A 13,768-nucleotide genomic window follows, 5' to 3' on the forward strand; every position below is an offset into this window, starting at 1 on the left:
TAGCACGAATCGCCCGTGCGTGAGTGATAATGGAGCCCATGACGGGGGCGATCCTGGTGACCACGCTCGCGGCGCTGTGCGCCGCGGGGATCTTCGCTGCCGTCCTCATGGCCCAGCGCCCCGCGGAGGGCTGGGGGACCTGGCTGCGTGCCACGGTCCGCGCCTGGCGGCGCGAGGACTTCACGTGGGCCGACGAGGTCGACGAGGAGGACGCCGGCGGCCTCGGCACGCTGTACCTCATGAGCGAGCCGGGCAACGCCTACACGACTGCCGAGGAGCTCGCCGAGCGACTGCGCGACATCCGCGAGCACGCTCCCGCCCTGCCCGACCGCCGCGAGGGTCGGCCGACCGAGGCGCCCGCCTGACCCACGGTTTGCGGGCGCGCTGTGCCCCCGCCTCACCTGCGCGGTGGCCCTGCGGCCGCCCTGTGGTCCAGACTTGGCTGTTGTGACCGATCAGCTCTGGGCAGTCCTTGCCGTCGTCCTCGTCGTCCTCGCCGGCGGAACCGCCGCCCTTACCGCGGGCGTGCGCCGCCGTCGTCCACCCGCACTGCCGGAGGAGCGGCCCGCGTCCGTCGCCACCGCCGAGGCGCCCGTCGACACGCTGCCACCGGAGGTGGACGACAGCGACGTCGTCGTCCAGGAGCCGCCCGCCGTCGAGACCGAGCGTCCCGCGCCCGTCGCCGGCCGCATGGTCCGCCTGCGCGAGCGGCTCTCCCGCTCGGGCACCATCGGCCGCTCGCTCCTGTCGATCCTTTCCCGTGAGTCGCTCACCGAGGAGGACTGGGAGGAGATCGAGGAGACCCTCCTGCTCGCCGACGTCGGCATCGGCCCCACGACCGAGCTGATGGACCGTCTGCGCACCCGCGTCCAGGTGCTCGGCACCAAGGACGCCGTCTCCGTCCGCGAGGTCCTGCGCGAGGAGCTCCTCCAGCTCGTCGACCCCACCATGGACCGCACGCTGCGCACCACGAAGGGCGTGGGCGACGACGGCGAGCCGCACCCCGCGACCATCCTCGTCGTCGGCGTCAACGGCACGGGCAAGACGACGACGGTGGGCAAGCTCGCCCGTGTCCTCGTCGCCGAGGACCTCGAGGTCGTCCTCGGTGCCGCCGACACCTTCCGCGCGGCGGCCGCCGACCAGCTGCAGACCTGGGGCGAACGCGTGGGCGTCCCCACCGTGCGCTCGGACCGCGAGGGCGCCGACCCGGCCGCCGTCGCCTTCGACGCCGTGCAGGCGGGGCGCACCGCCGGGGCGGACGTCGTCCTCGTCGACACCGCCGGGCGGCTGCAGAACAAGGCCGACCTCATGGGCGAGCTCGGCAAGATCAAGCGCGTCATCTCCCGGCAGGCGCCGGTGAGCGAGGTCCTCCTCGTCCTGGACGCGACCACCGGCCAGAACGGCCTGCGCCAGGCGCAGGTCTTCGCCGAGGTCGTCGACGTCACCGGCATCGTCCTCACCAAGCTCGACGGGACCGCCAAGGGCGGGATCGTCGTCGCCGTCCAGCGCGAGCTCGGCGTGCCGGTCAAGCTCGTCGGCCTGGGGGAGGGCGCGGACGACCTCGCCCCCTTCGTCGCCGAGGACTTCGTCGAGGCGCTCCTCGCCTGAGGCTTCCCCCCCTCCCCGCATATGCGGGAGAACGACGCACGCGGGGAGTCCCCGGACGTCGTAATCCCGCATATGCGGACGAGCGGGGGAGGGGGCGGGGTGGAAATACGGGTGTCACACGGGGGTGAATAACGTCACTTGACCGAAACATTGCTGCGACGTGCCTGAAATATGGTGCGTGCAGGGTGGTCCCAGCCGGCCGTAGGGAGCCGGGACCGAGAGGAACCACCCATGGAGCTCGACAGCGGCATCACCGCGTGGATGCTGGTCTCAGCATCGCTCGTGCTGCTCATGACCCCCGGGCTGGCGCTGTTCTACGGCGGTATGACCCGGTCCAAGTCCGTACTCAACATGATGATGATGTCCTTCGGGGCGATGGGCGTCATCGGCGTCATCTACGTCCTGTGGGGCTGGTCGATGTCCTACGGCAGCCAGAGCATCGGCGGCATCTTCGCCAACCCCTTCGAGATGTTCGGCCTCGACGGCGCGATCCTGGACGAGTCCGGGGAGTTCGTCCTCGACGGCGGGCTGCCTGTCATCGTCGACGTCGGCTTCCAGGTCACCTTCGCCATCATCACCACCGCCCTCATCAGCGGCGCCCTCGCCGAGCGGGTGAAGTTCGGCACCTGGATGGTGTTCGCCGGCCTGTGGGTCACCCTGGCCTACTTCCCCATGGCCCACATGGTCTGGGGCGGCGGCCTCCTCAGCGGTGACGGCCCCTTCGCCTCGATCGCCGAACCGATCGACTTCGCCGGCGGCACCGTCGTCCACATCAACGCCGGCGTCGCGGCCCTCGTGCTCGCGATCGTCGTCGGCAAGCGCCGCGGGTTCAGGCGCACCCCCAGCCGCCCCCACAACCTCCCGCTCGTCATGCTCGGCGCCGCCCTCCTGTGGTTCGGCTGGTTCGGCTTCAATGCCGGCTCCGCCTACGCGGCCGACGGCCTGGCCGGCCTCGCCTGGGTCAACACGACGACGTGCGCCGCCGCCGCGATCCTCGGCTGGCTCGCCGTGGAACAGCTGCGCGACGGGCACGCCACCTCCCTCGGTGCCGCCTCCGGCATCGTCGCGGGCCTAGTCGCCATCACCCCCGCGGCCGGCGCGCTCAGCCCGGTCGGCGCCATCGTCCTGGGACTCCTCGCCGGTGGGCTGTGCGCCCTCGCCGTGTCCCTCAAGTACCGCTTCGGCTACGACGACTCCCTCGACGTCGTCGGGGTCCACCTCGTCGGCGGCCTCGTCGGCACCGTGATGATCGGCTTCCTCTCCACCGACGGCGGCCTCCTCTACGGCGGCGGGCCCAAGCTCCTCGCCGTCCAGGTGATCATCGCCGTCGTCGCGATGCTCCTGTCCGCCGTCGTCACCGTCGTCATCGCCCTCGCTCTCAAGGCAACCCTGGGCTGGCGGGTGACCGAGGACGTCGAGACGATCGGCATCGACTCCGCCGTCCACGGCGAGTCCGCCTACGAGGGCCTGGGCAGCGGCCTGGCCGCCACCCTCCCGCCCCGCGAGACCGCTCCCACCACCGTCAGCAGCGAAGCGAAGGTCGGGTCATGAAGCTCATCACCGCAGTCGTCCAGCCGCACCGGCTGACCGAGGTCAAGCAGGCACTCATGAGCGTCGGGGTGCGCGGCATGACGGTCTCCGAGGCCAGCGGCTACGGACGCCAGCACGGGCACACCGAGGTCTACCGCGGTGCCGAGTACGCCGTCGACCTCGTGCCCAAGGTCCGCATCGAGATCCTCGTCGACGACCACGACGTCACCGTCGTGACCGGCGCCATCGTCCAGGCCGCCCACACCGGGCGGATCGGCGACGGCAAGGTGTGGGTCTCTCCCGTCGAGGAGGTCGTGCGGGTCCGCACGGGCGATCGCGGCGCCGCCGCGGTCTGACCGTGTGCACTCCGTCGGTGACCTGCGCGCGGCCCGGCTCGCCCTGCCGCCGGCGAGCTCCCCGCCGGAGGCCGTCAGCGGCTGCGGCACGCGCCGTCGGTGCCGCCAAGTACGCTGGACCTCTGACCGGACCCAACGAGCACGAGGAACGTCCTTGTTCGCCAGCCTCTCCGACCGCCTGACAGCCACCTTCCGCAACCTCCGCGGCAAGGGCCGGCTGTCCGAGCAGGACATCACCACCACCGTCTCCGAGATTCGGCGCGCCCTCCTCGAGGCGGATGTCGCCCTGCCGGTGGTGCGTGAGTTCACCGCCGCCGTGCGCGAGCGGGCGCTCGGGGCCGAGGTCTCCGGCGCGCTCAACCCCGGCCAGCAGATCGTCAAGATCGTCAACTCCGAGCTCGTCGAGATCCTCGGTGGACAGGCCCGGGACCTGCGCTTCGCCAAGCGCCCGCCCACCGTCATCATGCTCGCCGGCCTCCAGGGCGCCGGTAAGACCACCCTCGCCGGCAAGCTCGCGAAGTGGCTCAGGGACCAGGGCCAGACCCCTCTCCTCGTCGCCTCCGACCTCCAGCGCCCCAACGCCGTCACTCAGCTCCAGGTCGTCGGTGAGCGCGCCGGCGTGCCCGTATGGGCGCCCGAGCCCGGCAACGGCGTCGGTGACCCGATCGAGGTCGCACGCTCGGGTCTGGCCCACGCGCAGGACAAGCTCTACTCCGTCGTCATCGTCGACACCGCCGGCCGCCTCGGTGTGGACACCGAGATGATGGCCCAGGCCGCGGCCATCAAGGACGTCGTCCAGCCCGACGAGACCCTCTTCGTCCTCGACGCGATGATCGGCCAGGACGCCGTCGCGACGGCGCAGGCCTTCCAGGAGGGCGTCGACTTCACCGGCGTCGTCCTCACCAAGCTCGACGGCGACGCCCGCGGTGGCGCCGCCCTCTCGGTCGCGAAGGTCACCGGCCGGCCCGTCCTCTTCGCCTCCACCGGTGAGAAGCTCACCGACTTCGAGCGCTTCCACGCCGACCGGATGGCCTCCCGCATCCTCGACATGGGCGACATCCTCACGCTCATCGAGCAGGCCGAGCGAGTCTTCGACTCAGGCGAGGCCGAGCGGATGGCCGCGAAGGTCTCCGGCGGCGAGGACTTCACGCTGCAGGACTTCCTGGACCAGATGCAGCAGCTCAAGAAGATGGGCTCGATGAAGAAGATGCTCGGGATGCTCCCGGGCATGGGCCAGATGCGCGAGCACCTGGAGAACTTCGACGAGCGCGAGGTCGACCGCATCGAGGCGATGATCCGCTCGATGACGCCCCAGGAGCGCGCGAACCCGAAGATCCTCAACGGCTCGCGCCGCTCGCGCATCGCCCGCGGCTCGGGCACCACCGTCACCGAGATCAACCAGCTCATGGAGCGCTTCGGCCAGGCGCAGACGATGATGCGGCAGATGGCTCGCTCCGGCGGCAAGATGCCGCCCGGTGGCTTCGGTCCCGGCGGTCTGCCCGGTGGCGGCAAGAAGTCCAAGGGCCGGATGGCCCCGCCGCCCAAGATGGGTAAGAAGGCGAAGTCCGGCAACCCCGCCAAGCGCGCCAAGCAGGAGGCCGAGGCGCTGCGCAAGGCCGCCGAGCAGCCTGCCGCGCCCACCGGTTCCGCCTTCGGACTGGGTGGTGGGCAGTCCGGTGCCCCGGAGGCCGTGCCGGACCTCGAGGACTTACAGAAGTACCTGCGCTGACGGGAGTGAGATGGGCCAGCCGCTGCACCTGACCGGGACGATCGTCGTCGGCGACGCCGCCGAGCTCGACGAGTGCTGGGTGGTCGACGGCCGCCTCACGCTCGAGCCGCCCGCCGAGCCGGCACGCGAGGTCGAGGGCTGGGTGCTGCCCGGGCTCGTCGACGTCCACTGCCACATCGGGCTCGGCCCCGAGGGAGCGGTGAGCGTCGAGGAGGCGGAGGTCCAGGCAAAGGCCGACCGCGAGACCGGCACGCTGCTCGTCCGCGACGCCGGCTCCCCGCAGGACAACCGGTGGGTGCAGGAGCGCAGCGACCTGCCCCGGCTCATCCGCGCCGGTCACCACCTCGCGCGGCCCAAGCGGTACCTGCGCCACTACGGCCGCGAGCTCGACGACGTCGCCCAGCTGCCGCAGGCGATGGCCGAGGAGGCCGCCTACGGGGACGGCTGGGTGAAGATCGTCGCCGACTGGATCGACAGGTCGGAGGGCGCCGACTCCGACCTGCGCCCGCTGTGGCCGGCCGATCTCCTCGCCGAGGGGATCGCCGCCGCGCACGAGGCCGGCGCCAAGGTCACCGCCCATGCCTTCTCCCGGGAAGTCGTCGACGACCTCCTCGACGCCGGCATCGACGGCATCGAGCACGGGACCGGCATGACGGCCGACCACATCGCCGAGGCTGCCCGCCGCCGCATCCCCATCACCCCGACCCTGCTCCAGGTGGCGTACTTCGCGGACTTCGCTCAGCAGGCCGGGACCAGGTACCCCGTCTACGCCGCGCGCATGCGGGCGATGCACGAGCGCCGCTACGAGCAGGTGCGCGCCTTCCACGAGGCCGGCGTGCCGTTGCTCATGGGCTCCGACGCCGGCGGCACCATCGGCCACGGCTCCCTGCCCGCCGAGCTCGCCGAGGTCGTGCGGGCCGGCGTACCCGTCCTCGACGTCGTCGCCGCCGCGAGCTGGCGGGGCCGCGACCTCCTCGGGGTGCCGGGCATCCACGAGGGCGCGAGCGCCGACGTCGTCGTCTACGCCGAGGACCCCCGAGAGGACGTCACCGTCCTCGCCAGCCCGCGCGCCGTCGTGCTGCGCGGCGAGCTCTTCTAGCCCTCGGACGCGCCGAGCGCTCACCCACCGCCGACAGCCGGATTCCTCCGCACTCTCTGGACGTCGGCGTGATGCGTCACGGTGGACGCCGAGCTCGACCACGACGGCGTGACGATCACCGCGACCGTCGCGCGGCGACCGCGCTGCGGGCGGTGCCGGCCGGCTGCCTGCGCCACCGTCCGTCCGCGTGGCACGAGCGCAGGCGAACGTGACGAGCGCGAAGCGAAATGACGCCCACGCTCGTCAGCTTCGCCTGCGGTCGCTGCCGGAGCTCTTTTCGCTCGCCGGGCGTCCGCGGAGTGATGGCCGATGGGGCGGGGCGCGCGTGACCGAGACCGTTGACACCGTCGCCGCTCCTATGGTTCATTGGTCGTGCAGTGAACCAACGAGGCGAGGGAGGTGGGAGATGTTCGACGGACCGGAGCCGATCTACGTACAGATCGCCGAGCACCTGCGCCGCCAGATCCTCGACGGCGCGCTCGCCGAGGGAGACCAGGTCATGAGCACCACCCAGTACGCCACGACCTACCGCATCAACCCGGCCACCGCCGCAAAGGCCTTTGCGCAGCTGGTGGACGAGGGCGTCATCTACAAGCAGCGAGGAGTGGGCATGTTCGTCGCCGACGGCGCCCGGGAGCGGCTGCGCGAGCACCGCCGCGGCGCCTTCTTCACCGACCGCCTCGACGCGGTCCTCGACGAGGCGCGCGTCCTGAGCATCAGCCCCGCCGACCTCGTCCGCTACATCCAGCAGAAGGGAGCCGGAGCATGAGCGGCCTCGACGTCGAGCTCACCGACCTCACGGTCGACTACCGCGAGACCCGCGCCGTCGACTCCGCCACCGTCCGCTTTCCCGCCGACACCATCACCGGTCTCCTCGGCCGCAACGGCTCGGGCAAGACGTCGATGCTCTCGACGATCGCCTCCCTGCGACGCCCCACGAGCGGCACCGTCCGTGTCGACGGCCGCGACCCCTTCGAGGACGAGCGCCTCATGGAAAGCGTCTGCCTCATCCGCGAGAGCGGGGACGTGCTGAGCGAGGAGAAGCTCAAGGTCACCCTCGAGCTCGTCGCCTCCGCGCGGCCCACCTGGGACCAGGCCTACGCCGAGGAGCTCCTCGACGCATTCGAGCTCGACCCGCGCAAGAAGCCGGGCAAGCTCTCCCGCGGCCAGCGCTCCGCCTTCGGCGCCGTCATCGGGCTCGCCACCCGCGCGCCGGTGACGATGTTCGACGAGGTCTACCTCGGCATGGACGCCCCGTCGCGCCGCCGCTTCTACGACCTCCTCATCGCCGACTACGTCGAGCACCCGCGCACGATCATCCTCTCCAGCCACCTCATCGCGGAGGTCGAGCGGCTCTTCGAGCACGTCGTCGTCCTCGACGGCGGCCGGGTGCTCCTCACCGAGGAGGCCGACACCCTGCGCAGCCACGGCGTCACCGTGACCGGCCCCGCGGCCGAGGTCGACGCCGCCACCGCCGGTCTGCGCGTGCTGGGGGAGCAGGTGCTCGGGCCGACCAAGCGCGTCACCGTGCTCGGCCGGCTCGACGACGCCACGCTCGGCCGCTTCCGCGCCGCCTCTCTCGAGCTCGGCGCCGTGCCGATCGAGGACCTGTTCATCGCCCTCACCGAGAAGGAGGCCCGCCCATGATCACCGGCACCTCAGCCCCGCGCCTGCGCGGCAGCGTGAGCGTCGGCCGCCCGCAGTGGGTCCGCTCGGCGGTCCACCACCTGCAGGTCTACCTGCTCATGTGGGTGTGGTTGTGGGCGATCGTCGTCGTCGGCGCTGCCCTCGCCATCGCCGTCGTCGACCGGGTCGGCACGGTCAACGTGTCGATGGTCCAGTTCGTCCGCACCGGCCCGCTCGTGTGGTTCCTCTTCTCGATCGCCGTCATCGTCGCGACGACGTACCTCACCGCGCACGTCGCCAACGGCATGACCCGTCGCTCCTTCCTCACCGGTGGGCTCGTCGCCGCCGTCTCGAGCTCCGTGCTCCATGCCGTCACGGCGGCCGGGCTGCTCCTGCTCGAGGGCGTCCTCTACGACCGCATGGGGTGGCAGCACGACGCCGAGCCGGGGGAGGAGTACACCGCGGGTGTCTGGGAGTCGGGGCTCGGCACGCTCCTCGTCGACCACGCCCTCCTCGCGCTCTCCGGCACCCTCACCGGGCTCCTCGTCGGCATCACCTACTACCGGCTCGGCGGCTGGTGGGGGACCCTCGCGCTGCCCCTCACCATCTCCCCGATCCTCGCCGTCATGTTCCTGACGAGCTGGACGGAGGCCCCCTTCGTCCCCTTCGACGCGCCGGGCTGGAGCGCCTACCTCGTGGGCGCCGTCCTCGTCCTCGCGGCCGGCCTCGCCTTCGCCCTGCTCGTCCGCCGTGTCCCCATCGCCCGAACGGAGTCCTGAGATGGAACCCGTCATCGAGGTCCGCCACCTCCGCAAGACTTACCGCGACAGGGTCGCCGTCGCCGACGTCAGCTTCGACGTCCACCCCGGCGAGATCGTCGCCGTCCTCGGCCGCAACGGCGCCGGCAAGACGACGACGGTCGAGACCGTCGCCGGCCTGCGCACCGCCGACGGCGGCGAGGTCCGCGTCCTCGGCGTCGACCCTCAGCGCCACCCCGAGCTCATCCGTGAGCACGTGGGCATCCAGCTGCAGGAGGCCAAGCTGCCGCCGAAGATCACCGTGGCCGAGGCCGTCGAGCTGTACGCCTCCTTCTACGCCGAGCCCGTCGACGCCGAGGAGCTCCTCGAGCTCCTCGGCCTCACCGAGCACCGCGACAGGCGCTTCGAGCGCCTGTCCGGCGGCCTGCAGCAGCGCCTGTCCATCGCCCTAGCGCTCGTCGGCAACCCGCGCATCGCCATCCTCGACGAGCTCACCACCGGCCTGGACCCGCAGGCCCGCCGTGAGACCTGGGCGCTCATCGACGGCGTCCGACGGCGGGGGGTCACCATCCTCCTCGTCACCCACTTCATGGACGAGGCCGAGCACCTCAGTGACCGCGTGGTCGTCATCGACGGCGGGCGGGTCGTCGCCGACGGCACCCCCGCCGAGCTCGCCGCGGGCAGCGCGGACGAGCGCAGCTTCCGGATGACCACCCCGCAGCCCGTCGACCCGGCGCTGCTGCGAGCCCTGCCCGAGGTGACCGGCGTCGCCGCCCACGGCCGCGAGGTCGAGGTGACGGGCACGCGCCGCGTGCTGCCCGCCGTCGTGCTCGAGCTCGCCCGCCACGACGTCGTCCCCGACGACATCACCACCGTCCGCCGCAGCCTCGAGGACGTCTTCCTCGAGCTGACCGGCTCACCCAGCACGGAAGGAGTACCCGCATGAGCGCCACTGCCGCCACCCGGGCGCCCTCGGGACGTCGCGGGCTCGGCACGCTCGTGAGGACCGAGGGCCGGCTCTTCCTCCGCGACCCCGGAGGTGTCTTCTTCGCCCTCGCCTTCCCGGCCGTGCTGCTCCTCGGCATGGGGCACGCCATCCCGGGGATGCGGACGGAGGTCGACAGCGTCCCCGGCCTCGAGGGCGTCACCCTCATCCACCTGTGGGGCCCGGTCGTGCTCGCCACCGCGATCGCGACGGTCTCCCTCACCACGCTGCCGGCCACCGTGGCCGGCTACCGGGAGCAGGGCATCTTCCGGCGCCTGTCGACGACGCCGATGCGGCCCAAGTCCGTCCTGGTCTCCCACGTCGCGGTGAGCGGGGCGGCGCTCGCCGTGGCCGTCGTCCTCGCCCTCCTGGGCGGGATGGCCACGCTGGGGATCCCGCTGCCCGAGAGCCCCCTCGTCGTCCTCGCCGCCTTCCTCCTCGCGACGCTCGCGCTGTTCGCGATCGGCCTCGTCGTGGGCGGTCTGGCGCCCAAGGCGTCGACCGCCTCGGGGATCGGGATGCTCCTGTACTTCCCGCTCCTGTTCTTCGCCGGCCTGTGGCTCCCGATCTCGCAGATGCCCGACACCCTCGCGACCGTCGCGACCCTCACGCCGCTCGGTGCGGCGAGCGAGGCCATGACCACCGGGTGGTTCACCGGGGACGTGCCATGGCGCGAGCTCGGCGTCATGGCGGGCTGGAGCGTCGTCGGCTTCCCCGTCGCGGCCAAGGTGTTCCGCTGGGCGTGACGAACGCCCCACCCACCCGCTGAGGGCGCGCACTTGGGAATGGGCCCGCCGGTCTGGCAGAATGACCCGCTGTACTCGGACCGGTGGGCCCCTCTCACCCGTCGGAGCCGTGTCCAGGGCCAAGCAGTCCCCGAAACCCACCGGGGACACGCGTCGGCCCACCCCACATGAACCAGGAGTGACCACCACAGTGGCAGTCAAGATCCGTCTCAAGCGCATGGGCAAGATCCGCGCGCCGTACTACCGCGTCGTCATCATGGACGGTCGCAAGAAGCGTGATGGCCGGGCGATCGAGGAGATCGGCAAGTACCACCCGACCGAGGAGCCCTCGCTCATCGACATCGACTCCGAGCGCGCGCAGTACTGGCTCTCCGTGGGCGCCCAGCCCACCGAGCAGGTCGCCGCGCTGCTCAAGGTGACCGGCGACTGGCAGAAGTTCAAGGGCCTGCCGGGCGCCGAGGGCACCCTGCGCGTCAAGGGCGTCAGCGCCGAGGACGCCGCCGAGGCGCGCGCCGCCGCGGTCAAGGCCGCCGAGGACGAGGCCGAGAAGCGCAAGGCCAAGGCCTCCGAGGCCGCCGCCGCGGCCACCGAGGAGAAGGCGCCCTCGGACGCGCCCGCCGAGGAGCCCGCCGACGAGACCAATGCTGGCTGACGCCCTCGAGCACCTGGTGCGTGGCGTCGTCGACAACCCCGACGACGTCACCGTCACCTCCCGTTCGCTGCGTCGCGGTGAGCTGCTCGAGGTCCGGGTGCACCCCGACGACCTCGGCCGCGTCATCGGCCGGCAGGGGCGCACGGCGCGAGCCCTGCGCACCGTCGTCTCCGCGCTGTCCACGCGCGGCCCGGTCCGCGTCGACGTCGTCGACACCGACCGCTGACCACGGACGCGAGCCCTGGTTCACCCCCGGTGAGCCAGGGCTCGCGCTCGTTCTATCCCGGAGGAGAGCTACAGATGGAGCTGGTGGTCGCCCGCATCGGCGCACCCAACGGCCTGCACGGCCTGGTGCGCCTGGAGGTCCGGACCGACGACCCCGCCGGCCGCTTCGCCCCCGGGACGGTGCTCGCCACCGACCCGCCCGAGCGCGGCCCCCTCACCGTGGCCGCGAGCAGCGAGCGGCAGGGCTCGTGGTACGTCCGCTTCACCGAGGCCCCCGACCGCACCGGGGCCGAGGCGCTGCGCGGCACCCTCCTCCTCGCCCCTCCCGAGGAGGACCCGGAGGAGGACGCCTGGTACCCCCACGAGCTCGTCGGGCTGCCCGTGGAGGACACCACCGGCCGCCACCTCGGCACGGTCGCGGGGATCGAGCGGCTGCCCGCCCAGGACCTCCTCGTCCTCACCGAGGAGGACGGCCGGCGCACCCTCGTTCCCTTCGTCGCCGAGATCGTCCCGCTCGTCGACGTTCCCGGACGCCGCGTGGTCCTCGACCCGCCCCGCGGGCTGCTCGCCGGCGACGACGAGGACTGACGTGCGCATCGACGTCCTGACGATCTTCCCCGACTACCTTGCGCCGCTCGAGCTCTCGCTCGTCGGCAAGGCGCGCCAGTCCGGGCTGCTCGACCTCGCCGTCCACGACCTGCGGGCGTGGACCACCGACCGGCACCGCACCGTCGACGACACCCCTTTCGGCGGGGGCGCCGGCATGGTCATGCGCCCCGACGTGTGGGGCACGGCCCTGGACGCCGTCCTCGAGGGCGACGCCGACGACGGCGGGACTGTGCTCCTCGTGCCGAGCCCTGCCGGGGAGGTCTTCACCCAGCGCACCGCCGAGGAGCTGGCGGGCGCGCGGCGCCTCGTCCTGGCCTGCGGCCGCTACGAGGGCATCGACGCCCGCGTGGCCGAGCACTACGCCTCCCGGCCGGGCGTCACCGTGCGCGAGGTGTCCATCGGGGACTACGTGCTCAACGGGGGAGAGGTGGCGGCGCTCGTCGTGGTCGAGGCCGTCGCGCGGCTGCTGCCCGGCGTCGTCGGCAACCCCGAGTCGCTCGTCGAGGAGTCCCACGGCGCCGCGGGGCTGCTCGAGTACCCCGTCTACACCAAGCCGCCCGCCTGGCGGGACCTGCCGGTCCCCGAGGTCCTCACCTCCGGGCACCACGCCAAAGTGACCCGCTGGCGCCGTGACCGCGCCCTGGAGCGCACCGCCGCCCGCCGCCCCGACCTCCTCGAGCGGCTCGCGCCCGAGGCGCTCGACCGCGAGGACCGCCGGGTCCTCGCCGGCCTCGGCTGGTACGTCGGTCCGGCCGGCCCCCGCCGCGCGCAGGTGCGCCTCGCCGGCCCCGACGACGCCGTCGCCCTGGCCGCGCTCGCCGCCCTTACCTTCCCGCTCGCCTGCCCGCCGTCGCTCGGCCCCGAGGCGATCGCCGCCCACGTCGCGACCCGGCTCGACGCCGACAACTTCGCCCGCTTCCTCACCGATCCCGCGCACCTTGTGCACGTCGCCGCCGACGAGGACACCGGCGCGCTGCTCGGCTACACGATGGTCGTCCTCGACTCCCCGGCCCCCGGCCGGGAGGAGAGCGAGGGCGTGGCCGAGCTGAGCAAGTGCTACGTCCACCCCGACGTCCACGGCAGGGGACTGGCCGGCCGGCTCGTCGCCGCCGCGACGGACGCTGCCGCGGAGCGTGGGGCCAGGGAGCTGTGGCTCGGGACGAACGCCGCCAACCGGCGGGCCCGGCGCTTCTACGAGCGCTGCGGGTTCGCCGTCGTCGGGAAGCGGACCTACGACGTCGGGGGCGTGCCCAACGACGACGTGGTGATGAGCACACCGGTTTCGGTGCCCTGACCCGCTGTGGCAAGATGGACCGGTCATGCGCTCACGGCGCGCGGTCTGCCTCAGGGGACCGGCGCATCCGGGCAGCGTGGCCACCATCAGATGTCGGCAGCGTCCGCTGCCACGAACAGCGCCGGTGACCTGTGGCACCAGCGGGAAGGCACAACCATGCAGACCCTCGACCACGTCGACGCAGCATCGCTGCGCGACGACATCCCCGACTTCCGGGCGGGCGACACCCTCAAGGTCCACGTCAAGGTCGTCGAGGGCAACCGCAGCCGTATCCAGATCTTCCAGGGATACGTCATGGCCCGCTCCGGCGCTGGGGTCCGCGAGACCTTCATCGTCCGCAAGGTGAGCTTCGGCGTCGGCGTCGAGCGCACCTTCCCGATCCACTCCCCGTCGATCGACAAGATCGAGGTCGTCTCCCGCGGCGCCGTCCGCCGGGCCAAGCTGTACTACATGCGCGGTCTGCAGGGGAAGAAGGCCAAGATCCGCGAGAAGCGCTGACTCGCGAGCACGTACCATCACTTCTGCCCGGCTCGTCTCGAGCCGGGCAGAAG

At 72.3% G+C, this 13,768-nt stretch carries 16 protein-coding genes and 1 pseudogene; all 17 read left to right on the forward strand.

All coding sequences use genetic code 11. From position 1 onward, the window contains the following. Nucleotides 1-38 precede the first annotated feature (38 nt). Complete coding sequence (locus M3148_RS12150) at nucleotides 39-365, forward strand: hypothetical protein (RefSeq protein ID WP_251304968.1); 327 nt, start codon at nucleotides 39-41, stop codon at nucleotides 363-365. An 82-nt stretch (nucleotides 366-447) separates the two neighbouring features. Continuing rightward, nucleotides 448-1,608: a signal recognition particle-docking protein FtsY gene (gene ftsY, locus M3148_RS12155; protein ID WP_251304969.1), complete on the forward strand. Its 1,161-nt coding sequence runs from the start codon at nucleotides 448-450 to the stop codon at nucleotides 1,606-1,608. 231 nt (nucleotides 1,609-1,839) lie between these two features. After that, nucleotides 1,840-3,159, forward strand: coding sequence for an ammonium transporter (locus tag M3148_RS12160; RefSeq protein WP_251304970.1), 1,320 nt, complete (start codon nucleotides 1,840-1,842; stop codon nucleotides 3,157-3,159). Further along, entirely contained in the window at nucleotides 3,156-3,494 is a 339-nt protein-coding gene (locus tag M3148_RS12165; protein ID WP_251304971.1) for a P-II family nitrogen regulator, read from the forward strand. The genes M3148_RS12160 and M3148_RS12165 overlap by 4 nt, the downstream gene beginning before the upstream one ends. A 154-nt stretch (nucleotides 3,495-3,648) precedes the next feature. Further along, a complete protein-coding gene (ffh, locus tag M3148_RS12170) occupies nucleotides 3,649-5,223 on the forward strand; it encodes a signal recognition particle protein (protein WP_251304972.1) in 1,575 nt (524 codons plus the stop codon). Between the two features lie 10 nt (nucleotides 5,224-5,233). Then, complete coding sequence (locus M3148_RS12175) at nucleotides 5,234-6,322, forward strand: amidohydrolase family protein (protein WP_251304973.1); 1,089 nt, start codon at nucleotides 5,234-5,236, stop codon at nucleotides 6,320-6,322. Between the two features lie 406 nt (nucleotides 6,323-6,728). Further along, the gene (locus M3148_RS12180) at nucleotides 6,729-7,091 is read left to right on the forward strand and encodes a GntR family transcriptional regulator (RefSeq protein ID WP_251304974.1); all 363 of its coding nucleotides are present in this window, start codon (nucleotides 6,729-6,731) and stop codon (nucleotides 7,089-7,091) included. Continuing rightward, on the forward strand, nucleotides 7,088-7,969 hold the full coding sequence (locus M3148_RS12185; RefSeq protein WP_251304975.1) for an ABC transporter ATP-binding protein: 882 nt from the start codon (nucleotides 7,088-7,090) through the stop codon (nucleotides 7,967-7,969). The genes M3148_RS12180 and M3148_RS12185 overlap by 4 nt, the downstream gene beginning before the upstream one ends. Further along, the gene (locus tag M3148_RS12190) at nucleotides 7,966-8,727 is read left to right on the forward strand and encodes a hypothetical protein (protein ID WP_251304976.1); all 762 of its coding nucleotides are present in this window, start codon (nucleotides 7,966-7,968) and stop codon (nucleotides 8,725-8,727) included. Before M3148_RS12185 ends, M3148_RS12190 begins: the two co-directional genes overlap by 4 nt. A 1-nt stretch (nucleotide 8,728) precedes the next feature. Next, nucleotides 8,729-9,652 carry an ABC transporter ATP-binding protein gene (locus tag M3148_RS12195; RefSeq protein WP_251304977.1) on the forward strand — a complete coding sequence of 308 codons (924 nt, stop codon included), beginning with the start codon at nucleotides 8,729-8,731 and terminating at the stop codon, nucleotides 9,650-9,652. Beyond that, on the forward strand, nucleotides 9,649-10,437 hold the full coding sequence (locus tag M3148_RS12200; protein ID WP_251304978.1) for an ABC transporter permease: 789 nt from the start codon (nucleotides 9,649-9,651) through the stop codon (nucleotides 10,435-10,437). The genes M3148_RS12195 and M3148_RS12200 overlap by 4 nt, the downstream gene beginning before the upstream one ends. A 190-nt stretch (nucleotides 10,438-10,627) precedes the next feature. Next, a complete protein-coding gene (gene rpsP, locus M3148_RS12205; RefSeq protein WP_251304979.1) occupies nucleotides 10,628-11,089 on the forward strand; it encodes a 30S ribosomal protein S16 in 462 nt (153 codons plus the stop codon). Further along, the gene (locus M3148_RS12210) at nucleotides 11,079-11,315 is read left to right on the forward strand and encodes an RNA-binding protein (protein WP_110852349.1); all 237 of its coding nucleotides are present in this window, start codon (nucleotides 11,079-11,081) and stop codon (nucleotides 11,313-11,315) included. Before rpsP ends, M3148_RS12210 begins: the two co-directional genes overlap by 11 nt. A 74-nt stretch (nucleotides 11,316-11,389) precedes the next feature. After that, entirely contained in the window at nucleotides 11,390-11,902 is a 513-nt protein-coding gene (rimM, locus tag M3148_RS12215) for a ribosome maturation factor RimM (RefSeq protein WP_251304980.1), read from the forward strand. A gap of 1 nt (nucleotide 11,903) precedes the next feature. After that, nucleotides 11,904-12,689: pseudogene (trmD, locus tag M3148_RS12220) on the forward strand (tRNA (guanosine(37)-N1)-methyltransferase TrmD); the annotation flags it as partial. A gap of 6 nt (nucleotides 12,690-12,695) precedes the next feature. Beyond that, a complete protein-coding gene (locus M3148_RS12225) occupies nucleotides 12,696-13,217 on the forward strand; it encodes a GNAT family N-acetyltransferase (RefSeq protein ID WP_251305009.1) in 522 nt (173 codons plus the stop codon). 156 nt (nucleotides 13,218-13,373) lie between these two features. Further along, complete coding sequence (gene rplS / locus M3148_RS12230; protein ID WP_251304981.1) at nucleotides 13,374-13,715, forward strand: 50S ribosomal protein L19; 342 nt, start codon at nucleotides 13,374-13,376, stop codon at nucleotides 13,713-13,715. The last annotated feature ends 53 nt before the right edge of the window (nucleotides 13,716-13,768 follow it).

It is taken from the genome of Georgenia satyanarayanai, assembly GCF_023715365.1.
Taxonomy (GTDB): Bacteria; Actinomycetota; Actinomycetes; order Actinomycetales; family Actinomycetaceae; genus Oceanitalea; species Oceanitalea satyanarayanai_B.